Annotated in this window: 23 protein-coding genes; 10 read left to right on the forward strand and 13 right to left on the reverse strand. The window is 34.8% G+C overall.

All coding sequences use genetic code 11. The features are described 5' to 3' along the window. Positions 1 to 33: 33 nt before the first annotated feature. A complete protein-coding gene (locus NZ698_RS10275; protein ID WP_263003019.1) occupies positions 34 to 1,278 on the reverse strand; it encodes a bifunctional folylpolyglutamate synthase/dihydrofolate synthase in 1,245 nt (414 codons plus the stop codon). Between the two features lie 108 nt (positions 1,279 to 1,386). On the opposite strand from NZ698_RS10275, the gene NZ698_RS10280 reads away from it, so the two are divergent. Genes NZ698_RS10280 through NZ698_RS10300 form a run of 5 tightly spaced genes read left to right on the forward strand, consistent with a single transcriptional unit; the run spans position 1,387 to position 5,614 of the window. Beyond that, positions 1,387 to 2,733 carry a TolC family protein gene (locus tag NZ698_RS10280; RefSeq protein WP_263003020.1) on the forward strand — a complete coding sequence of 449 codons (1,347 nt, stop codon included), beginning with the start codon at positions 1,387 to 1,389 and terminating at the stop codon, positions 2,731 to 2,733. Position 2,734: 1 nt separating this feature from the next. Continuing rightward, entirely contained in the window at positions 2,735 to 3,325 is a 591-nt protein-coding gene (locus NZ698_RS10285) for a SprT-like domain-containing protein (RefSeq protein ID WP_263003021.1), read from the forward strand. 2 nt (positions 3,326 to 3,327) lie between these two features. Continuing rightward, positions 3,328 to 4,410, forward strand: coding sequence for a mannose-1-phosphate guanylyltransferase (locus NZ698_RS10290; protein WP_263003022.1), 1,083 nt, complete (start codon positions 3,328 to 3,330; stop codon positions 4,408 to 4,410). Between the two features lie 33 nt (positions 4,411 to 4,443). Further along, a complete protein-coding gene (locus NZ698_RS10295) occupies positions 4,444 to 5,112 on the forward strand; it encodes a hypothetical protein (protein WP_263003023.1) in 669 nt (222 codons plus the stop codon). Further along, on the forward strand, positions 5,075 to 5,614 hold the full coding sequence (locus NZ698_RS10300) for a GNAT family N-acetyltransferase (protein WP_263003024.1): 540 nt from the start codon (positions 5,075 to 5,077) through the stop codon (positions 5,612 to 5,614). The genes NZ698_RS10295 and NZ698_RS10300 overlap by 38 nt, the downstream gene beginning before the upstream one ends. Positions 5,615 to 5,809: 195 nt before the next feature. Here the strand turns inward: NZ698_RS10300 and bcp are convergent, their stop codons facing one another. After that, positions 5,810 to 6,259, reverse strand: coding sequence for a thioredoxin-dependent thiol peroxidase (bcp, locus tag NZ698_RS10305; protein ID WP_263003025.1), 450 nt, complete (start codon positions 6,257 to 6,259; stop codon positions 5,810 to 5,812). Positions 6,260 to 6,292: 33 nt separating this feature from the next. On the opposite strand from bcp, the gene NZ698_RS10310 reads away from it, so the two are divergent. Then, on the forward strand, positions 6,293 to 6,913 hold the full coding sequence (locus tag NZ698_RS10310; RefSeq protein ID WP_263003026.1) for an endonuclease III domain-containing protein: 621 nt from the start codon (positions 6,293 to 6,295) through the stop codon (positions 6,911 to 6,913). Positions 6,914 to 6,979: 66 nt separating this feature from the next. Here NZ698_RS10310 and NZ698_RS10315 read toward each other — a convergent pair whose 3' ends face one another. The 3 genes from NZ698_RS10315 to NZ698_RS10325 all read right to left on the reverse strand — a co-directional run bounded on the left by NZ698_RS10315 (position 6,980) and on the right by NZ698_RS10325 (position 10,210). Continuing rightward, positions 6,980 to 7,429, reverse strand: a complete 450-nt coding sequence (locus tag NZ698_RS10315; RefSeq protein ID WP_263003027.1) for a DinB family protein — start codon at positions 7,427 to 7,429, stop codon at positions 6,980 to 6,982. Positions 7,430 to 7,432: 3 nt separating this feature from the next. Further along, complete coding sequence (locus NZ698_RS10320; protein WP_263003028.1) at positions 7,433 to 8,335, reverse strand: DUF6438 domain-containing protein; 903 nt, start codon at positions 8,333 to 8,335, stop codon at positions 7,433 to 7,435. A gap of 78 nt (positions 8,336 to 8,413) precedes the next feature. Continuing rightward, on the reverse strand, positions 8,414 to 10,210 hold the full coding sequence (locus NZ698_RS10325; protein ID WP_263003029.1) for a DUF885 domain-containing protein: 1,797 nt from the start codon (positions 10,208 to 10,210) through the stop codon (positions 8,414 to 8,416). A gap of 168 nt (positions 10,211 to 10,378) precedes the next feature. On the opposite strand from NZ698_RS10325, the gene NZ698_RS10330 reads away from it, so the two are divergent. From NZ698_RS10330 to NZ698_RS10345, 4 genes are all read left to right on the forward strand, one after another. After that, positions 10,379 to 10,840: a hypothetical protein gene (locus NZ698_RS10330; protein WP_263003030.1), complete on the forward strand. Its 462-nt coding sequence runs from the start codon at positions 10,379 to 10,381 to the stop codon at positions 10,838 to 10,840. Between the two features lie 171 nt (positions 10,841 to 11,011). Next, positions 11,012 to 11,716, forward strand: coding sequence for a MotA/TolQ/ExbB proton channel family protein (locus tag NZ698_RS10335; RefSeq protein WP_263003031.1), 705 nt, complete (start codon positions 11,012 to 11,014; stop codon positions 11,714 to 11,716). Between the two features lie 9 nt (positions 11,717 to 11,725). Continuing rightward, on the forward strand, positions 11,726 to 12,121 hold the full coding sequence (locus tag NZ698_RS10340; RefSeq protein ID WP_263003032.1) for an ExbD/TolR family protein: 396 nt from the start codon (positions 11,726 to 11,728) through the stop codon (positions 12,119 to 12,121). A 5-nt stretch (positions 12,122 to 12,126) separates the two neighbouring features. Further along, complete coding sequence (locus tag NZ698_RS10345; RefSeq protein ID WP_263003033.1) at positions 12,127 to 13,008, forward strand: ferric siderophore ABC transporter substrate-binding protein; 882 nt, start codon at positions 12,127 to 12,129, stop codon at positions 13,006 to 13,008. Positions 13,009 to 13,116: 108 nt separating this feature from the next. On the opposite strand, the gene NZ698_RS10350 is transcribed toward NZ698_RS10345, so the two are convergent. From NZ698_RS10350 to NZ698_RS10385, 8 genes are all read right to left on the reverse strand, one after another. Continuing rightward, a complete protein-coding gene (locus NZ698_RS10350; protein ID WP_263003034.1) occupies positions 13,117 to 13,503 on the reverse strand; it encodes a hypothetical protein in 387 nt (128 codons plus the stop codon). A gap of 19 nt (positions 13,504 to 13,522) precedes the next feature. Beyond that, positions 13,523 to 14,926 carry a nucleoside recognition domain-containing protein gene (locus tag NZ698_RS10355; RefSeq protein ID WP_263003035.1) on the reverse strand — a complete coding sequence of 468 codons (1,404 nt, stop codon included), beginning with the start codon at positions 14,924 to 14,926 and terminating at the stop codon, positions 13,523 to 13,525. Between the two features lie 181 nt (positions 14,927 to 15,107). Further along, positions 15,108 to 15,620, reverse strand: a complete 513-nt coding sequence (locus NZ698_RS10360; RefSeq protein ID WP_263003036.1) for a DUF6973 domain-containing protein — start codon at positions 15,618 to 15,620, stop codon at positions 15,108 to 15,110. Positions 15,621 to 15,752: 132 nt separating this feature from the next. After that, the gene (gene accD, locus NZ698_RS10365; protein ID WP_056083262.1) at positions 15,753 to 16,607 is read right to left on the reverse strand and encodes an acetyl-CoA carboxylase, carboxyltransferase subunit beta; all 855 of its coding nucleotides are present in this window, start codon (positions 16,605 to 16,607) and stop codon (positions 15,753 to 15,755) included. A 105-nt stretch (positions 16,608 to 16,712) separates the two neighbouring features. Further along, the gene (fbaA, locus tag NZ698_RS10370; protein WP_263003037.1) at positions 16,713 to 17,783 is read right to left on the reverse strand and encodes a class II fructose-bisphosphate aldolase; all 1,071 of its coding nucleotides are present in this window, start codon (positions 17,781 to 17,783) and stop codon (positions 16,713 to 16,715) included. A gap of 70 nt (positions 17,784 to 17,853) precedes the next feature. After that, positions 17,854 to 18,720, reverse strand: a complete 867-nt coding sequence (locus NZ698_RS10375) for an NAD kinase (RefSeq protein WP_263003038.1) — start codon at positions 18,718 to 18,720, stop codon at positions 17,854 to 17,856. A 1-nt stretch (position 18,721) separates the two neighbouring features. Continuing rightward, positions 18,722 to 19,372 (reverse strand): CBS domain-containing protein, encoded by a 651-nt coding sequence (locus NZ698_RS10380; RefSeq protein WP_056083255.1) that lies wholly within the window; start codon positions 19,370 to 19,372, stop codon positions 18,722 to 18,724. Positions 19,373 to 19,712: 340 nt separating this feature from the next. Next, entirely contained in the window at positions 19,713 to 20,249 is a 537-nt protein-coding gene (locus tag NZ698_RS10385) for an RNA methyltransferase (protein WP_263003039.1), read from the reverse strand. Between the last annotated feature and the right edge of the window lie 48 nt (positions 20,250 to 20,297).

The raw sequence follows: 20,297 nt of genomic DNA on the forward strand, positions 1-20,297 counted from the left end.
ATTTCTCGTTTTGAGTGGTGCAAATATACATACTTATTCCTTATCAGTCAAGTTTTTTTCTAAAAATTCTCCCACTACAAAGTTACTTCCGCCAATAAAAATCAAATCTTCGTCTGTAGCTTGTTGTTTTGCAGAAACATAGGCTTCTTGTACAGAATCGAAAATTTTATAAATTATTTTTTCTTTTAATAATAAATCTTCATATTCTTCAGGATTACGACCTCTATTTATGGATGGTTTTGCAAAATAGAACTTAGAATTTTCAGGAAGTAAAGCCATTACGTCATCAATCTTCTTGTCATTTACGAACCCCAAAACAATATGCTTATGTTTCGGAATTGAATTTAACTGAGAAAAAACATGTTCTAATCCTGCCTGATTATGGGCTGTATCACAAATTGTCAGCGGATTTTGTGAAAATTCAAACCACCGACCGATGAAACCGGTATTTTTATGGACGCTTAATAATCCTTGTTCTAAATTTTCATCAGAAATCTTTAAATTTAATTTTTTTAACTCTTCAACTAAAGCTACGACAACACGAATATTCTTTGCCTGATAGTTTCCTTTTAAATCTGATTTTAAATCTGATTGTATTTGAGTAGCGTCAATGAAAGCAGTATTTTCTTTTTCAGCTTTAAGTTTAATAATATTTTTTACAACTTCATTCTCATCGCCAGAAATAATAGGAACGTTATTTTTAATAATTCCTGCTTTTTCAAAAGCAATTTCCTCAATGGTATTTCCTAAAATATTCTGATGATCAAGTTGAACATTTGTAATTGCAGAAATTAATGGTTTAATAATATTTGTAGAGTCTAATCTTCCACCCAAACCGACTTCTATAATGGCAAAGTCTACTTTTTTCTGATAAAAATATTCAAATGCCATAATGGTTGTAAATTCAAAAAAAGAAGGTAAAATATCTTCCGGAAGTGTTTTGAGCTTTTTAATAAACTGAAAAACAAATTCTTTATCACAATTTTCACCATTAATTTTAATTCTTTCAGTAAAATCAATTAAATGAGGTGAGTTGTACAAACCAGTTTTATAACCAGCTTCCTGAAGAACAGAAGCCAACATATTGCTAGTAGAACCTTTTCCGTTGGTTCCGCCAATATGGATACATTTTATCTTTTCCTGTGGATTTCCAAAAAAATCACAAAGTCTTGTGATATTTTCAAGACCAGGTTTGTAAGCTTTCTCGCCATCAATCTGATAATTCGGAGCCTGTACGAAAAGCCAATCAACAGCTTCCTGATATTCGTGGTTTGTCATGATGCAAAATTCCCAAAACTTTCATTAAAATGAAACAATAATTTTTCAAAATTGTAACTTTTTTACTTTCTCTTCGTCTAATGGTAAAAAGCAAACAAATATCTACGTATGAAAAAAGTTTTGATGATTATTTTAGGATTGTCTGGTCTTGGTCTAAGTGCCCAGAAAAAGTGGTCTTTGCGCGAATGCGTAGACTATGCGGTTGAGCACAATCTTCAGGTGATTCAAAATCAGTATTCAAAACAAATTCAGGATATTAATCTGAAAATTGCTCAGAATAATTATCTTCCGTCTGTTTCCGCAAATGTGGGGAATAATGTAAGTTTCGGACAGGCTTCTTTAGGAACCGGAAGTATCAGAAATGACAGATTTAGCAATAATGCGAATTTATCAGCAGATATTTTAATTTATAATAATGGGCGGCTCGAAAAAACGATCAGAAAAACTCAATTTGATGTCGAAGCAAGTCAGTATGATATTGAAACCATAAAAAATGATATTTCTCTTCAGATCGCTCAGCAATATCTGACAACTTTACTAAACAAAGAAATTGTAAAAATTTCTCAGAGTGCAACCGAAAATGCCAAAAAACAGTTTGATCGAGCTAAAATCACCACAGAAGTAGGTACAACAGCTCAAACCATCGTTGCAGAAGCAGAAGCGGCATGGGCGAGAGAAAAACAAAACCTGAAAACTGCCGAGATCAATGTTGGAAGAAGTCTTTTTGCATTAGCACAACTATTACAATTACAGGATTACAAAGATTTTGATGTTGAAAATGTAGAAATTGGTGAGCAACTGAGTCCGCAATTGATTTCTGTTGATGAGGTTTTAAATACTGCTTATGAAAGTCAGCCACAAATAAAAGCAGCGGAAAGCAGAATAAAATCTGCTGTAGCACAAACGGAAGTTACACGCACCGCATTTTGGCCAACGGTCACAGCAAGTGTAGGGATCGGAAGTTTTTATAACAATTTATTGAATACCAGCTTTTCAGGATATGATCAGTTTGGAAATGCCACAAATGAGCCTAATTTTTTCCGTCAGTATAAAGATAATTTTGGTCAGCAAGGTGGGGTTTCAGTAAATATTCCGATTTTCAATAAAGGAATTACAAAACTTCAGGTGGAGCAGTCAAAAATCAATGAAAGCATTGCTAAAAATACATTAGATCAACAAAAACAGGCTGTAAGACAAAATGTTCAGAAAGCCCAATTTGATGTAGATGCGAATTATGAAATCTATCTTTCCGCTGTACAAGCTGAAAAAAGCACAAAACTGGCAATGGAATTTGCAGATAAAAGCTATTCTGCAGGAAGAGGAACAATATATGATCTGAATATTGCACGAAACAATTACGCAAACGCGCAAGGTTCTGTAGAACAGGCAAAATATAATTACCTTTTCAGTCTGAAATTATTGAATTTCTATGCAGGAATTCCATTAAGTTTGTAAAATGTCTATTCAGTCTTTAGAAAAATATTTACCCAAAAATACTTTAGATCATTTAAGAAATTGGTTCTCGGATCATTCTATTCATATAAAAATTACAAGAAATAGAAATTCTAAGCTTGGAGATTACAGAAAACTTCGGGATCTTTCGCATGAAATAACGATTAATTCAACACTACAGCCACAACTTTTTTTCTTTGTATTGACACATGAATTGGCTCATCTGATTGCTTTCGAAAAATTCGGTCGCAGAATTTCACCTCACGGAAACGAGTGGAAAGAAACTTTCAGAAATATGCTTTTAGAAAGTATCGAAGTTTACGAAGATGATTTAAAATCGATTATCATTAAATTTTCAAAATCACCCAAAGCCAATTTTATGGCGTCTCCTGATTTGGTGAAGTATTTTCATATTGAAAATCACGAAGATGGCGAAGTTTATATTGAGACCCTCACCAAAGGTGATCATTTCATCTACAGAAACGATAAGTATTTATTGGAAGGTCTTATTAAAAAAAACTATCTTTGTCTTAATCTGGTCACAGGAAGGAAGTACTCTTTTAAACCTTTGGCTAGAGTGAAAAAATGCAGTTAAATATGTCAAAATCAGATAAATACTGTGTGATTATGGCGGGAGGAATCGGTAGCAGATTCTGGCCTTTAAGCACACAGAAATTCCCAAAACAGTTTCAGGATATATTAGGAACAGGCAGAACGATGATTCAGCAGACTTATGACAGAATAAGTAAAATGATTCCTGATGAAAATATATTTGTAATCACCAACACAGAATACGTAAGCCTTTCTCACCAACAATTACCGGAAATCCCTGAAGATAATGTTGTGGGAGAACCTTTAATGAAAAATACGGCCGCATGTAATCTTTATATGGCCAACAAAATTGCTGAGATCAATCCAGACGCAACAATGGTGGTTTTGCCGGCTGATCATTTGATTTTGAAAGAAGATGTCTTTTTAGAAAAATTAGAATTAGCATTTCAGCAGGCTTCAACTCATGATTATCTGGTGACTTTGGGAATTACGCCAACTCGCCCCGATACCGGTTACGGTTATATTCAGTTTGTTGACAAAAAAGATTCAGACTATTTTAAAGTTAAAACATTTACCGAAAAACCGATCCTTGAACTGGCAAAAAGTTTCCTTGAAAGCGGAGATTTTCTTTGGAATGCCGGAATTTTTATCTGGAGCGTCAAATCTATTCACAATGCATTTGAAATGCACCTTCCCGAGATGACGCAGCACTTCACAGCGTGTGAATACAATGCGGAGAGTGAAAAAAGCTGTATCGAGCTTATTTATCCTAAAGTTCAGAAGATTTCCATTGATAACGGAATTTTAGAAAAAGCTAAAAATGTTTACGTGATTCCTGCAGATTTGGGCTGGAGCGATCTTGGAACATGGACGTCAGTTTTTGAAAACAGCGAAAAAGACGAAAACAATAATTCGATCAATATAAAAAGCGCTCTTACTTATGATTCTGAGGGGAATATTATTCATGTGAAGAATAATAGCAAAGCGATCGTTATCGATGGGTTAAAAGATTATATCGTGGTAGATACCGAAAAGGTACTGCTGATTTGTCCAAGAGAGCATGATCAGCTGATCAAGGAATATGTTTTGGACCTGAAAAGTTTAAAAAAAGGAGATAAATTCATGTAAAATCTTGGCATAATTTCTGCCGCATTTTGGGTTATGATAAAAAGTACAGGAAAGATCAGCTTTATTTTATTCTTTTTAATCGGAGTTTTTGCTTTTTCACAGGAAAAAAAGAGGTTTTTCAATACCCAAAATGTTCTGACAAGAATTATTCCTAACGATAAAATTGATTTTTGGGCACTCATTCAAAACAATTACGGTAAAAATGAAGAGCTGAAAATTTCAGGTACAAAAAAAGATTATGTTCCTCAGTTTTCAGGTTTCAACATTACTCCAACAGAAGACAGCTTTTATTATATTGTTTATTCCAAAGGTGGAAAGATTAACTACATCACTGAAATTGCAGGACTTAAGGATTTCATAGGAAAAATTGACAATGCTGAAGAAGCCGCGCTTTCTGCGGTTTTGGATGGCTATCTTATTGACGAACAGTTTGTAAACGTTGCAGGGAATTACTATGAAGATAAAATCAACTACTATTTAGATTTAGGAAAAGTCACTTCAAAAGAATGTCCTTACGAGAAAAAGCACTTTACACTTACTGTAAATAAAGGTACATCGCAGATTTCAAATGTGAAAGAAAACGGAACTTACATTGAATTGTATACTAAGAAATGTCCGAACAATCCACGTCTTTTAAAAATCGAAAAGAAAGAAGAACCGAAAGATGAGCCAAAGAAAAAGCCTGTCAAAAAACGAAAATAAAAGCTACGAAACCGAAAGACTGATCATTCGTCCGATGTCTCTGGATGATGCGGATCTTATTCTGGAGCTTTACAATATGCCTAAATTTATTAAGTTTATAGGCGATCGTAATATAAAATCTCTTTCTGATGCTGAAAATTATATTAAGGCTAAATTTCTTCCACAGTTTGAAAAATCAGGTTTCGGAAATTATCTGATTGTTTTAAAGGAAGGCAACCAAAAAATCGGCGGAGTTGGAATCTTTGAAAGAGAAGGCTTGGATATTGTCGATATCGGTTTTTCTGTTCTGGAAAGGTTTGAAGGAAAAGGTTTGATGTTTGAAGCTGCACAGAAAGTGAAATCAATCGGAATGAATGATTTTGGTTTAAATAAAATTTCAGCGATTACCGTAAAAGACAATTTTTCTTCTCAGAAATTAATCGAAAGATTAGGATTGAAATTCCAAAAGTATGTCACGCTTCCCAATGAAACTGAGGAATTGATGTATTATGAAACTGAATGATTTTTAGGCTGTCTTTATATATTCTAATTCTTTTAAACATTAAGTTTGTCATGCTGAAAGCATCTCAACTTAGTATTTTAACCAATATCTTAATGTAAAATTCTTTGTTTAGATTCCTCTGGAATGGCAAACAGATAAGCTTAGTTTATTCCGCAGGAATCTGAACACGCTGTATGTAATTTTTTCTATTTTAAATTAACTTTCCAAAATCTGTTCAGCTGCAGTTTTCGAAGTTACTTTTTCAATTACTCGAATGCAGATTCCTTTTTCATCAAAAATAAAAGTGGTTCTTACAATTCCCATGTAGGTTTTTCCGAACGTTTTTTTCTCTTGCCAAACCCCGAATTTCTCGATAATATCACGATTTTCATCAGCAATCAGATCGTAAGGGAAGGCAAATTTATTGTGAAAATTTTTCTGCTTTTTTACAGAATCTCCGCTGATTCCCAAAAGTTGAAATCCCGCTTTTTCCAGCTGCGAATAATTATCGCTTAGATTACACGCTTCAACAGTGCAAGTCGGTGTGTTTGCTTGTGGATAAAAGAAAATAACCAATTTCTTTCCAATTAATTTTTCCGAATTTACGGTTTCCCCATCTTGATTGATTCCTTCAAAACCGGGTAATTTGTCTCCTACTTTCAGCATAATGATTTATTTTTGTTCAAATTTAATGGTTACATGACAAAAAAGCAAAGAGCAGCGCTTATTCAGGAAGAATTGGAAAAATTATACCCTACCGTTCCAATTCCTTTGGAACATACAGATGCATTTACTTTAATGGTTGCAGTTGCGCTTTCAGCACAGACTACAGATAAAAAGGTGAATCAGGTGACACCAGAACTTTTCGCTGTTGCAGGAACACCGCAAAGAATGGCAAAACTTGAAGAGTTTCAGATCAAAGAACTCATTAAAGAAATCGGACTTTCAAATACGAAAGCCAAAAATCTGAAAAGAATGGCAGAACTTCTTTTGGAAAGACACAACGGAATTGTCCCTCAAACCTATGAAGAACTGGAAGCTTTGCCAGGAGTTGGTCATAAAACAGCCTCTGTAGTGATGAGTCAAGGTTTCGGTTTTCCAGCTTTTCCGGTCGATACGCACATTCACAGACTGATGACGCAATGGAAGCTTACATCAGGAAAAAACGTCGTAGAAACAGAAAGAGACGCAAAAAATATTTGGAAAGAAAGCGTTTGGAACAAACTTCACCTTCAGATTATTTTCTACGGAAGAGAATATTCTCCCGCAAGAGGAAAAGGTGAGAAAGATTTTTTAACGAAAATGTTGTTTGAGAAATAAAAAAGCCGCAAAATTCCCCTCCTTTGAAGGGGTGGGCAAAAATTCAAAGAATTTTTGCCGGGGTGGTTAGAGAATATCCAACAATCTTCTATGATAATTAATCTGTCCCAAATGATAACTCAAATGCCCAAACAAATGAATCAGAAAATATTCTGTCGTCATTTTGTAACCTAATGGCTCAATAGGATATTCTTTTGCCAAATCTTCTTCAGCAAGTTGATCAAGTATTGAAATAACAACATTTAAAGTTTCTTCAACTTGTTGAATCAATTCGGATTTTGGAATGTTTTTTAATGAAAATTCCTCTTCACGATTTCTAACATATCCCGAATTCCCAAGAATTGTTCCGAAGAAATGTTTAAGATTTCCCACTAAATGAAGACAAAGATTTCCTCCGGAATTTAAAATGTCTTTATCAATTTTCCACAGTGCTTCTTCGTTTTGGTAAGATTCAATTTCTATTTTTAATTTATTTAAATCTCTTGTGTATAGTGATTTTAAAGATTCTGTTATCATTTTTTATAATTTTGTCCATTGTTGATTTCCTTTCAAATCATCTAAAATATCATAAAGCTTTCGTAGACCTCGAGTTCCCATTCCGCCAGTATCTCTTATGTTTTTAACTTTAAAATTGTCATAAGTTACTTTTAAATATATAGTTGCGGCGTCAGAATAACCGACTTCATATTCATCTGCTAAATTTTCAAAATTGATATAATTTAGTAGATCTACAATTTCTTTAAATTTTTCCTTCGAAAGTTTTGTTGTGTAAACTCCAGTTGTTAAAAATCCATCATTTCGGCTAATCCATGTCACGTCTCTGTTGGAAACTATTTCCATTTTTAAAACGGACTTATTCCAGTGTGAGCCTGATGTTTCAAATTGTATTTCTAAAATATTGTGTCTTTCAGGAATTTTATTTTCTTCAATAAATTCACCAAACCTGTAAACAAGGTTTTCAGTTAATCTTTTTGTAAATCCGTAACGGTTAAGTATTTTAACACTGTGGTATTCTATTGTATGATCTTTCACGATGGAAAATGAACATTGCTCAAAAAGTTGTCCTTTACTAAGATTTTTAGATTCAAAATGATCTCCTTTATCTAAAATATATATTGTTTTCGCTGCGTCTGAAGTCTTTCCTGTAACCAAAAGATCGGTTAAACCGTTACTGTCAAAATCTGCTTTTTGCCACTTTTGATTTAAATTTAGGCTGTCAGCAATCAGTGTACAATAACGATCGTAATCTATTCTATCTTCAACGTTTAGGTAGTAATTTATTTTATTTTTATCGTTATCAAGAAATTCCTGAACCTCTTTTGCTGTGTTTAGAGAATCGATTTTATTGAAAACCTTTTTATCCTGGCTGTAGAATAAAGAAAGCTGAAAACAGACGATGAGTAAAGAAAAAACTTTTTTCATATTTATAAAAATAAAAAAAACGAAGCAATTATTAAACTGCTTCGCTAAAAGTAAAGATTTTTTAATCACTCTAGAAATTTATTTCTGCTTCTTCGCCCAAAGTTCCATCTTCCTGTTCAAAACATCCAATGGAAGACAACCCTGACTTAAAAGCTCATCATGAAATTTCGCCAAACTGAATTTCTTACCCAATTGTTTCTGATACTGCTCCCTCAGTTCACGGATTCTTAAAGAACCGATTTTGTAGCCCAAAGCCTGTCCCGGCATTGCCATATATCTTTCAACTTCGGCAGTTGCTCCGGCTTCGTCATAAGCGATATTGCTAAGGAAATAAGTGATAGCTTCTTCTCTGCTCATTTGACCGGTGTGAATTCCTGTATCAACAACCAGACGAACGGCTCGCAACATTTGATCGCTCAGATATCCCATTTTTTGATAAGGATCAGTATATAAACCGAATTCCGGACCTAAAGTCTCACAATAATGTGCCCAACCTTCACCATAAGCTCCGAACCAGCCAAATCTCATAAACTTTGGAAGCTTTTCATTTTCCTGCTGCAGAGAAACCTGATAATGATGTCCGGGAATTGCCTCATGTAAGAAAAGAGATTCCATTCCTGAAGTGACGTTGAATTTCGAAGGGTCGGGAAGTGGCATATAGAAAATTCCCGGTCTTTTTCCGTCAGGAGTTCCCTGAATATACTCTGCACTCGCGCTTGCTTCTCTGAATTTTTCGGTCTGTCTGATTTCAAATTTCGTTTTTGGTGTTACACTAAACATCGTTTTTAGCTTCGGAGTAATCTTCGCTAAAATTCCGTTAAAACCATCCAAAACTTCTTTGGAAGTCTTATAGGGCATCGCTTTTTGATCTGTTGTTACAGAAGTGATAAATTCTTCAAGCGTTCCGGTAAAACCAACCTGCTGTTTTACTTTTTCCATCTCTGCACGAAGCATTGCAACTTGCTGCAGACCGATTTTGTTGATTTCTTCTGGAGTTTTGTTGGTGGTTGTCCAGCTTTTTGTGTAGAATTTATATATTTTGTCTCCTTTAGGAAGGCTGCTGTAACCGTCTGTTTCTCTTGATTTAGGCAAATATTCTTTCTCTAAAAAATCGCCCATTTTTGTATAAGCCGGAATGATATTTTTAGCAACCGCGTCCTGATATAGTTTAATGTATTTCTCTTTTTGTTCGGGGGTGAAATTTTTCGGAAATTTCTTTACAGGACCTGAGAATATATTCTTTTCAAAATCTGAAGTGATAATTTCTTCAGCTTTCATCTGCGGAATCATTTTTAAAACTAATTTTCTCGGAAGAACCATCTTATTCGTTATTCCCTCACGGAAATTTTCAGTTGCAGCATTCATCCATTCCGGGAATTTCTCCATTCTTTTTAACCAGTCTTCATAATCTTTTTCAGTATTGAAGGGCTGACTTCCTTCTCCACTTCCATACAATGGAAAATTCAATGGCAATCCGCCAAATTGTGTGAACGGAATATATTCAGGATGATATCCGTAAGCTTCGATTTTATCTTTTAAAGTATAATCCAAAACATCATAAACTACTTTGTCTTCATCGGAAAGACTTTTGTAATCTACGTTACCCAGCTGATCCTGAACTGAATGATAAAATGCTACTTCACCGGAAATAAAATCTTTATCAATATTGATAGGCAATTGATCGTTATACCTTAAATCTCCCTGTGATGTGGCTTCCAAAGGGTAGAGTTTTAAATATTGCTCGTAGTAATTTGCAGCAATAGAATCCAGATTGGTAGGAGTAATTTTGGTCAAAGGTGAATCTGTTTTTCGGCATGAAGCCAAACTTATTACTAAACCTAATCCCAATAAGGTTTTCGATATGATGTTTTTCATTTTGAAATCTTTAAAACACAAAAATAGAGAATATTACTACATGATAGATTTGAAGAATCGCTATTTATAAAAAAATAATTTTGAAAATATTTTAAACATTCGCACAATTTTTTATCTTTGCCTAAAGCGTTTAACAATCATAGTATTACAGTTCTTTTTTAAGAGATAATGAAAGGGATTTTAAAAATTTACCATCCGGACGAAACATTGAAGTACAATATAAAAAGCACTTACTGCAAGGCTGTTTATAGTAATCAAAAGCATTTTCTAGAAGTAGAAATCATTACGGATGACGGTTTAGATCATGTGGATGACGATTCACTGCAATACAATTTTCCTCAGCTTTCGCTGGAGATCATTGAGTTTCCTATAGAATCTTCCGAGATTGAGGGAAAAACTTTTGAAATTAATGATTCTGATGATGAAATATATACAGAAGTAAATTTGTACGATGATGAAGATGCTTTCCTGTATGACAATGAACTTTGTTTTGACAAAAATGAAGACGACGAACTTCAGGTAATCTGGAAAGGAAACATCGACGACTTCTACACAGGATCAGACAATCCGCTTCCTTTCAGATTGAAGTGCGAATTTACGCCAGACGAAATTATTGTAGACGAAGACTAATTTTCGTTCAGATATTAACCGTAAATTTCTTTTCAAATATATTTTGGAAAGAAATTTGCTGTTTTTAGGCGGAATATTTATCTGAAACACATATTTTAAGCTTATTTTAAGATAAGTATTGATAATATTCCATTATTTTTGTCGTTCAAACCATTATAAATAAACAAATTAATGCTGCTAACGGAACTTACTCAGATTTTATTTGCACAGGTCGCTGTACCGACTGTGCCTGTTGAAAAACTTGAATTTTCATTTTGGGACATCCTTTTTCATGGTGGTGCCTTTGCTAAAATAGTAATGGCAATCGTTTTGACTCTTGGTGTGTTATCAATATATCTTTTCTTTGAAAGATTTTTCTACATCAGAAGAATGACAACAAAGACAGATTCAAACTTTATGAATAATATCGAAGACTTCATCAGAGACGGTAAAATAGAGGCAGCAGCAGATTATTGCAAAACTCAAAACTCTCCGGAATCAAGAATTTTAGAAAAAGGAATTTCAAGATTGGGAAGACCGGTTTCAGATATTGTAAGCGCGATGGAATCTCAGGCTCAGATTGAAGTTGCTAATATGGAAAAAAACCTGAATCTTTTGGCGGTTGTACCAAGTATTGCACCGATGCTCGGACTTTTGGGAACCGTTATCGGGATGATCATTGCTTTCTTTGATTTATCACATGCTGAAGGAGCTTTTTCTCCGAAAACATTATCTGAAGGTATTTATACAGCATTGGGACAAACAGCTGTCGGTTTGGCAGTGGCAATTCCGGCAAACTTTTTCTACAATATTTTGCTAACAAGAATTGATAAGTTCGTTTTGAGAACACAAAATGTTTCAGGAGAATTTTTAGATTTAATTAATAAACCTTTGTAATATTCGATTATGAAAATTCAAAGAAGAAATAAAGCGCATCCGGAATTTAGCTTAGCGGCGATGACCGACGTTATTTTGTTGATGTTGATCTTTTTTATGATTACCTCTTCAGCAGCAAATCAAAGTGCGATTGATGTAAAACTTCCTCAAACGGGAAATGTAGAAGATAATATTCCGAATCCGATGACGGTAAGCGTAAAACCGGACGGCTCGTACTATGTAGACGATAAACCTATAGCGAGAGAATTAGTAGAACAGACAATTGTGAGTGATCTTACAAGTAAATCTGCAAAGTCATTTACGATAAGAGCAGACGAAAATACTATGCACAAAGACGTGGTTTTCTTAATGGAAATTGCAGAAAAGCATAAACTGAATATTGCGATTGCAACGGTAAAAGAATAAAAAAAATGAGAGGTTACACGATAAATAGAGGCGAAGAAAATAAAGATAAGGTAAAAAGTGCGGTGCTTTCTATCTTGATTTGGTCTGCTATCTTATTATTCGTTTTCATTTATAAAATGAAACCTTCAGAGCGCCCGAAAGAAGCAGAGGTTGTAACAACAATGCTCGTAAATTTTGGAGATAACAGAAACGGAGCAGGAATAGAAGAACCCGCCAATCAGGAAGGAAGTTTGGCCGCAAAAGCTGAAGAAAATGTACCTGAGCCTGTAGAAAATGTGGTTTCTGAACCGAAAACAGTCATTACTCCGGAACCAAAACCCGAAACTAAAAAAACTGAGGTAAAAGATAAAATTATAACTGGAACTAATTCTAAAGTTACCGCTCCTAAGACGGAAGATTCAAAAACAAATAAAAAATCAACGGCAAGTTCGACTACAAAAACTAAAGCTAAAAGTTCTGCCACAACAGCCAATTCAAAAACAGGAAATGGTGACGGAAAAGGAACTGCAGCAATCGGAAACTTAATTAAAGGTCGTGGAACAAAAGCAGGAAGTCAGGGAACGGGTGACGGAATCGGAAATGACGGTGATCCTTTAGGTGGAGACGGAAACGGTGACAGCAAAGTGGGAATCGACAGACGATTGGTTGGCTACATTCCAGGAACGATGGGTAGAGGTGGAGCGCAACCAAGTCACAGTTGTTCTGCAGGGGGATCAATTACGATTTCTTATACGGTTGATAAAGCCGGAAATGTGGTTTCTGCAAGACGGTCAGGAGGAGTTTCGGATCCTTGTGTGGTTTCAACTTCGGTTTCTTGGGTTAAAAAATACGTGAAAGCTGAGAAAGCCACTGTTTCTTCCACCGGAAGTTATAAAATTTCATTCTAAAAATACAAAAGCACTTTATTCAAGTGCTTTTTTTATTTTATATGTAAATATTTATTCTTTTTATTTGCCATACATAATCGCCTAATCTTTATTGGTTTTGTTCGAACGTTATTTTTTGGCGATTTCATTGATTCTATTGATAATGGGAAGGGAGAATATTCCGCTGGTTTGAAGATATATTTGGTAAAAGACGATTGCTTTTTCTGAAAAATCTTTGTTGTCAGTTTCCTTTGCTTTCGCATAAAAAAGATGACCTAAAAGTTCAAAATACGGAACATGATGATTGCTTTCTTTTTCATGAATTGATTGAGTAATTTCTTCTGCAGATTTAGAAGAAAGTTCATCAAAACTCATCTTAAAAGTGTCATTCATATTGGTGTCAAAAATTCTTTGTTGATCGGAAATTGTCTCTTCATTTTCACCTAAGATTCTTTTAGTAAGAAATTCAGAAAATTGCTTTACAATGCGAAGAATGTAGTCTTTATCGTGTATCATATTCTTTTATTTTTTAAATTTAAGCAAAAAACAAATATGCTAATCCAATTGCAGTGATCACCCCTACTAAATCAGCCAAAAGCATGGCAATTACCGTATATCTTGTATTCTTTACCGCAACCGCTCCAAAATACACAGCAATGACATAAAACGTCGTATCTGAACTTCCCTGAAGAACAGCCGCCAACTTCCCTTGGAAACTATCTGCTCCAAAAGTCGCCATCGTGTCAACCATCATTCCGCGAGCTCCGGATCCGGATAAAGGTTTAATTAATGCCGTTGGAAGTCCGTCAACAAATCTTGCGTCTAAATTTGCCGAATAAGCAACCCATTTCATTCCGTCAATAATGACGTCAAAAACTCCAGAAGTTCTTAAAAGAGAAATTGCAATCAGCATTCCGACTAAATAAGGAATGATTTTCACGCAAGTCCAGAAACCTTCTTTAGCACCTTCAATAAAGGCATCAAAAACATTGATTTTTTTATAAACAGCACCTAAAACTATTGCAATGAAAATAAATAAGATCAATCCGTTACTTAAAACTTTGCTGAAAATATCTAATTCATCTTTGCTTAATTGAACCAAGTAGATAACTAAAAGCGCAATCACTGCTGAAATTCCACCAACGTACGCTATAACGACAGGTTTCAGTAAATTAATTTTTTGATATAAAGAAACAACAATCATAGCTGCTAAAGTTGCCGCAAAAGTTGCAATCATACAAGGAAGAAAAATATCCGTAGGAGTTACAGACTTCATCGAAGCTCTTATTGCAATGATAGAAACGGGGATCAAAGTCATTCCACCTGCATGAAGGCAAAGAAACATAATCTGAGAATTACTTGCAGTATCTTTATTTGGATTTAAAGTCTGCAAACTTTCCATTGCTTTTAAACCGAAAGGAGTTGCTGCATTATCTAAACCTAAAAGATTAGCGCTGAAATTCATTAGCATATGTCCGAAAGCTGGATGGTTTTTGGGAATTTCAGGGAATAATTTTGAGAAAAAAGGTTGAATTAATCTACTCAATAAATTAATTCCGCCAGCTTTTTCGGCAATGCTCATGAATCCCATGAAGAGTGTCATAATTCCAACTAAACCAATGCAAATATCCACCGCGGTTTTAGAAGTATTGATCACTCCATCTGCTTCCTGAACTCGATAAATTTTTACATTTTGTTTTAAAGAATCGGTTTTATAATGAATTCTACCATCTTCAAAATCATTTTTCTTCATCAGGCTGTCTTTTATTACGGGAGAAAGCGTGATCATTTTCTGAGTTGCAATTTGTACGCTGTCACCACCTTTTCCAACAACCATATCATTAAAAATAGTTTTGTAGTGGCTTGACGAAATGTATTTTATACTTGCAATGGCGATGGCAATAATAATGAAGGCCGACCAAATTCTGCTGAGAACCATTTATGTGAAATTTAATTTTTAGAAAAGATAATAAAATTAATAAGATAAAACTGTAACTTTTAATTTTAGACCATTAAGTTTGGATAAGGCGTTAAAAATTTTAAGACAGAACTTAAAAATCAGAATGATTTATCATAATGAAACTTAATAACTTCATTCTTCTTAATGGTTTAAAATAAAATTATTTATCATCCAAATAAACCAACTCTCCCGCAAAATCGTCATCCAGATTTTTCAAAACTTTTGCATTGGCTGTTTTCTTTTTTAATTCTTCAATAAAGAAATTTTTCTCAAAAAACTGACGGTGAATTCCTGGCAAAAGCTCCATGAAATAATCCATGCCGATTTTGTTGTTGTGGAGATCCATTTTTGTTTCCAAAGGTTTATTGGGAAATAATTCTTCGTGAAGATATGTAATTTTCTTGCAAAAATCCAATGCTTTTTCGGGCGAAGAAACTTTGCTGCAATACATCATGATAAGACAACACCAAAGCGAATGTCTGAAAGCATTTCCTTCTCCGTTTTTAGATGCCGTTTTAGGATATAATTTTTGTGCAATAGAAAAAGCTTTTACCGTTGCATAAAAACTCAAAATAGAAAATAGGGGATGAGGTAGAACGGCAGACAAGAGCTTAAGAATTTTCTTAAAACTCATGCTTTTTATCGTGTTGAAAATTACTTTGAAAGTCCTCATAAGTTCGCTTTTGGCAAATGGCTAATTGCTTATGGCTATGAATCAAGCCGTATTTATTTTAAAATAATCCTATTTATCTAAACAAAAATCTCTCCCGAATAGAGAGAGATTGTATGATTTTCAGTTTAAATATTAAGCTTTTACCGCTAATAAATTTACTGTTTTTGAAACTACTTCTTTGATTTCTGTTCTTTTTACAATGAAATCTACGAAACCTTTTTCCTGCAAAAATTCTGAAGTCTGGAAACCTTCCGGTAAGTCTCTACCAATGGTTTCACGGATCACTCTTGGTCCGGCAAATCCGATCAATGCTTTTGGTTCAGCCATGATGATGTCTGCAGTCATTGCAAAAGATGCGGTAATTCCACCGAAAGTAGGGTCACAAAGGTAAGCGATGTATAAAAGTCCGGCTTCTGAAAGCTGAGCCAGTTTCGCCTGAACCTTCGCCAACTGCATTAGTGAATACGTTGCTTCCTGCATTCTCGCGCCACCAGACTGACAGATAATCATGTACGGAAGTCTTTTTTCGATACAATAATCAATCGCTCTTCTGATTTTTTCACCCATCACAGAACCTAAAGATCCTCCGATGAACGCGAAATCCATACATGAAACTACCATTTCAGTTCCATTTACGGTTCCTACGCCATTTCTGATAGAGTCGGTAAGCTTGGTTTTCGCTTTTACTTCTTTCAGACGATCGGTGTATGATTTTGTATCTTTAAAGCTGAGGATGTCAATACTTTCAACATTTGCATCCAGCTCAGTGAATTTTCCTTCGTCAAAAAGAATGCTGAAAAACTCGGCACTTCCTATTCTTACGTGAAATCCGTCTTCAGGAGAAACATAATTGTTTTTCTTTAACTCGTCGTGTTCCACTACTTTTCCTGACGGAGTCTGATGCCAAAGACCTTTCGGTACATCTTTTTTCTCGTCGGTAGAAGTGGTAATATTTTGTGCTTTTCTTTTAAACCAGTCGAATGCCATATTATTGATTTGAAATTATTGATTTGAAGTTTGAAATTCAGGTTTGCCGATAAAAATTTTCATCTCAGACAATCTCAAATTTTAAACCTCAAATCTCAAATTAATTTATTTTAAAGTATTTACGTTATTTAAATCTTCAAATGCTCTTACCAATCTTTTAGAGAACGTTTCTTCGCCTTTTCTGATCCAAACTCTTGGGTCATAGAATTTTTTGTTCGGCTTATCGTCTCCGTCAGGATTACCAATTTGAGTTTTCAGATATTCTACATTATCTACCATGTAATCTCTGATTCCCTCTGTATAAGCGAACTGAAGATCGGTATCAATATTCATCTTAATCACCCCGTAATCAATCGCTTCTCTGATTTCTTCTAAAGTAGAACCTGAACCACCGTGGAATACGAAATTAATCGGCTTCTCAGCAGTTCCGAATTTCTCCTGAACGAATTTCTGAGAATTGTCTAAGATTTTCGGAGTCAAAACTACATTTCCTGATTTGTAAACACCGTGTACATTTCCGAAAGCTGCTGCAATCGTGAAGTTATCAGAAATTGCTTTCAGTTTTTCGTAAGTGTAAGCTACGTCTTCAGGCTGCGTATATAATTTTGAATTGTCGATATCAGAATTGTCTACGCCATCTTCTTCACCTCCTGTTACACCGATTTCAACTTCCAAAGTCATCTGCATTTTTGCCATTCTTTCGAAATATTCAGCAGAGATCTCAAGGTTTTCTTCCAAAGATTCTTCAGAAAGATCAAGCATGTGAGAAGAGTAAAGCGATTTTCCAGTCTGCTTGAAGAATTCTTCGTTAGCTTCCATCAAACCGTCGATCCAAGGCAATAATTTCTTTGCAGCGTGATCGGTATGTAAAATTACTGTTGCTCCGTAAGCTTCAGCTAAAGTGTGAATATGTTTTGCTCCAGCGACACCACCTAAAATAGCTGATTTCTGAGCGTCATTGCTCAATCCTTTTCCAGCGTTGAAAGATGCTCCACCGTTAGAAAACTGAATGATAACAGGTGAGTTTAATTTTGCTGCAGTTTCCATTACTGCGTTCACGTTGCTCGAACCGATTACGTTCACTGCAGGCAATGCAAATTTGTTTTCTTTAGCATACTGAAAAATATCTGTAACTAACTGACCTGTGGCAACTCCTGCCGGAAAAATTCTGCTCATGTTTACTTTTTATATAAAATTAGGGTATGTTTGAAAAATTCTTGTAAAGGTAATAATTTTTAAGAAATGATTAATTTCTTTTATCCCGTCCCCAAAGTAGCTTCTGGCGGATGGTTTCATAGAAACTTAAATTATTCGGCTGTACCAGTAACAGCTGGAAACTCGCCTTTCTGATCACAATTTCCTTATCGGTTTCAATATGAATTAATCTTGAATCTAAAGAAAGAGAATATTGTGGAACACGGCTTTCAACTTTAAATTTAATTTCAACTTTATCATTGACAACCAAAGGTCTTACATTCAAGTTATGCGGAGCAATTGGAGTAATGACAAAGTTTTCGTTGTTCGGAGAAATAATCGGTCCGCCGCAACTTAAAGAATAAGCGGTAGAACCAGTCGGCGTAGAAACAATAACTCCGTCGCCCCAGAAAACATTAAGAAATTCGTTATTGATATAAGAATCTACCGTGACCATTGATGTGGTTTCTTTTCTGGAAATCGTCACATCATTTAAAGCATACGGAAAAAATTCGTCAGATTTTGGCGAAACTACTTCGATTACTGATCTTCGGCTGGTTTTCACATCACCTTTTAAAATTGAATCCAGTTCTTTGAAGGCCTCTTCTTTGGTAAAACTTGCCAAAAATCCAAGTCTTCCGGTGTTTACACCCACAACAGGAATTTCGAGATCTTCGATGAAAGTTAATGAATTTACAATTGTTCCGTCGCCACCAAATGTGAAGAACAGATCAACTTTTTTGTCGATGAGATCCTGTTTGTTGCCAAAAGTCTCAAATATTTTTGAAAATTGAAGCGCTTCAGCCATTTCGTCAAACAAAACAGATTTTACGCCTCTGCTTTCCAGTTCAGAAATAAATTTGCTTAAATATAAAAAAGTATCAAGATCTTTTTTCTGAGAATATATGGCTGCCTTCATATTATATTTCGATAAATTTTTGTAAAAAACCTAAACGGTCTTTGAAAAGATCTGTTTTCTCATCAGAATAATATTTTTCAACAATTCTGTAATCATAACGGTCGAAAGTAGCGTCGATGGAAGCTAAATTTTCGTTGCTGATCTTGATGGTGATGTGAATAAATTCGTCTGACATGAAGCTGATAAATCCGCCGTAGAACTTAGAATTGTTGCTCTCAACGATGTTGGCAATTTCTGTCATAGAATATTTTCTTGCCGGAGTTTCTATCGTTAAGGTAGCACCGGTTTCCGAAAACAGAGGGTATTTTGAAAAGGTCTGGAAAACATCATCACAGCAGATGTAGCCCAGATATTTTTCGTTTTTATTGATCACAGGAATCACGTTGGCATTGAATGTATAAAAAAGACGGATGCTGTCCATGATATTATTATCCTCCAAAATGGCGAAGCGCTCGATCTGATGTTCGAGGTTCTTCAAAGTTCCTTCTTCTTCATAAAGAAAGTCTTTGGCGATGGCTCCGTAAAAGTGGTGTGATTTTTTGATGAAAATATGCGTATATCCAAATGCTTCTAGGGTTTCCCTAGCCGATTCGATGGAGTCAGTCAGATGAAAACACGGAAAATCTTTTGAGATATAGTCCTTGATAAACATTGTGCTAATTTATAAAATTAAAAACGAAACCTTCCTGCTTTATTGCAGTTTTTTTTCATAAAAATAAAAAAAGTGAAATAAAAATTTGCCCGTAAAGAAATTTGAAGTATCTTTGTCGCCTTTCATTTTTACTTTTTATTAGATTTATTTCAAACTGCACTGTCTTTTGACAGACGCAGTTTTTTTATTTTAGGGCATATTCTGATTTTCGAAAACTGAATTTTGCTGTTTTTATTTAAACGCAAAGTCCGCTAAGATTTTTTTGAACTTCCCCATGCTTTTAAGATATACGAAGGCGTTCTACTCAGCGAAGACTTCAAAAAATTAATTTAAACAATTATTATTTAATTCCTAAAGCTTTCGCAAATTCCCACATCACGATTCCGCCGCAAACGCTTACATTTAAAGAATGCTTTGTTCCCAGTTGCGGAATTTCAATAAAAGAATCGATATTCTGAAGCGCTTCATCGCTGATTCCTTCCACTTCATTACCTAAAATCATCGCGTATTTTTTTGTTTTGTCAATGGTAAAGTCAGTAATCATCATGCTGTTGGTTGTCTGCTCAATTCCCACAACTTCAAATCCCTGACTTTTTAAGTCATTAATCGTGACATTAATATCTGCTTCATGCGACCAATCCACGCTTTCAGTTGCTCCTAACGCTGCTTTGTGAATTTCACGGTGTGGCGGTTGCGGCGTGATTCCACACAAAATAATTTGCTGAACCAAAAACGCATCCGCCGTTCTGAATGTCGCACCCACATTGTGCATACTTCTTATATTATCTAAAACAACTACTAATGGAATTTTCTCAACCTTTTTAAAAGTTTCTACATCAATTCTGTTGAGTTCTTCTAGTTTTAATTTATTTACCAAAATAATTTTATTTCTTATTACAATTTACGAATTCTTCTTTACGAATGG

It is taken from the genome of Chryseobacterium edaphi (genome assembly GCF_025628985.1).
Taxonomy (GTDB): Bacteria; Bacteroidota; Bacteroidia; order Flavobacteriales; family Weeksellaceae; genus Chryseobacterium; species Chryseobacterium edaphi.

Excerpts from the sequence above, each read along its gene's own strand:
- NZ698_RS10340 (WP_263003032.1), top strand. The coding sequence starts at position 11,726 with ATGAAAATTCAAAGAAGAAATAAAGCGCATCCGGAATTTAGCTTAGCG.
- NZ698_RS10350 (WP_263003034.1), bottom strand. The coding sequence starts at position 13,503 with ATGATACACGATAAAGACTACATTCTTCGCATTGTAAAGCAATTTTCT.
- NZ698_RS10375 (WP_263003038.1), bottom strand. The coding sequence starts at position 18,720 with ATGAAGGCAGCCATATATTCTCAGAAAAAAGATCTTGATACTTTTTTA.
- NZ698_RS10380 (WP_056083255.1), bottom strand. The coding sequence starts at position 19,372 with ATGTTTATCAAGGACTATATCTCAAAAGATTTTCCGTGTTTTCATCTG.
- NZ698_RS10360 (WP_263003036.1), bottom strand. The coding sequence starts at position 15,620 with ATGAGGACTTTCAAAGTAATTTTCAACACGATAAAAAGCATGAGTTTT.
- NZ698_RS10325 (WP_263003029.1), bottom strand. The coding sequence starts at position 10,210 with ATGAAAAACATCATATCGAAAACCTTATTGGGATTAGGTTTAGTAATA.
- accD (WP_056083262.1), bottom strand. The coding sequence starts at position 16,607 with ATGGCATTCGACTGGTTTAAAAGAAAAGCACAAAATATTACCACTTCT.
- NZ698_RS10345 (WP_263003033.1), top strand. The coding sequence starts at position 12,127 with ATGAGAGGTTACACGATAAATAGAGGCGAAGAAAATAAAGATAAGGTA.
- NZ698_RS10280 (WP_263003020.1), top strand. The coding sequence starts at position 1,387 with ATGAAAAAAGTTTTGATGATTATTTTAGGATTGTCTGGTCTTGGTCTA.
- NZ698_RS10315 (WP_263003027.1), bottom strand. The coding sequence starts at position 7,429 with ATGATAACAGAATCTTTAAAATCACTATACACAAGAGATTTAAATAAA.
- NZ698_RS10310 (WP_263003026.1), top strand. The coding sequence starts at position 6,293 with ATGACAAAAAAGCAAAGAGCAGCGCTTATTCAGGAAGAATTGGAAAAA.
- NZ698_RS10330 (WP_263003030.1), top strand. The coding sequence starts at position 10,379 with ATGAAAGGGATTTTAAAAATTTACCATCCGGACGAAACATTGAAGTAC.
- NZ698_RS10320 (WP_263003028.1), bottom strand. The coding sequence starts at position 8,335 with ATGAAAAAAGTTTTTTCTTTACTCATCGTCTGTTTTCAGCTTTCTTTA.
- NZ698_RS10275 (WP_263003019.1), bottom strand. The coding sequence starts at position 1,278 with ATGACAAACCACGAATATCAGGAAGCTGTTGATTGGCTTTTCGTACAG.
- NZ698_RS10300 (WP_263003024.1), top strand. The coding sequence starts at position 5,075 with ATGAGCCAAAGAAAAAGCCTGTCAAAAAACGAAAATAAAAGCTACGAA.
- NZ698_RS10335 (WP_263003031.1), top strand. The coding sequence starts at position 11,012 with ATGCTGCTAACGGAACTTACTCAGATTTTATTTGCACAGGTCGCTGTA.
- NZ698_RS10285 (WP_263003021.1), top strand. The coding sequence starts at position 2,735 with ATGTCTATTCAGTCTTTAGAAAAATATTTACCCAAAAATACTTTAGAT.
- NZ698_RS10290 (WP_263003022.1), top strand. The coding sequence starts at position 3,328 with ATGTCAAAATCAGATAAATACTGTGTGATTATGGCGGGAGGAATCGGT.
- NZ698_RS10355 (WP_263003035.1), bottom strand. The coding sequence starts at position 14,926 with ATGGTTCTCAGCAGAATTTGGTCGGCCTTCATTATTATTGCCATCGCC.
- bcp (WP_263003025.1), bottom strand. The coding sequence starts at position 6,259 with ATGCTGAAAGTAGGAGACAAATTACCCGGTTTTGAAGGAATCAATCAA.
- NZ698_RS10295 (WP_263003023.1), top strand. The coding sequence starts at position 4,444 with ATGATAAAAAGTACAGGAAAGATCAGCTTTATTTTATTCTTTTTAATC.
- fbaA (WP_263003037.1), bottom strand. The coding sequence starts at position 17,783 with ATGAGCAGAATTTTTCCGGCAGGAGTTGCCACAGGTCAGTTAGTTACA.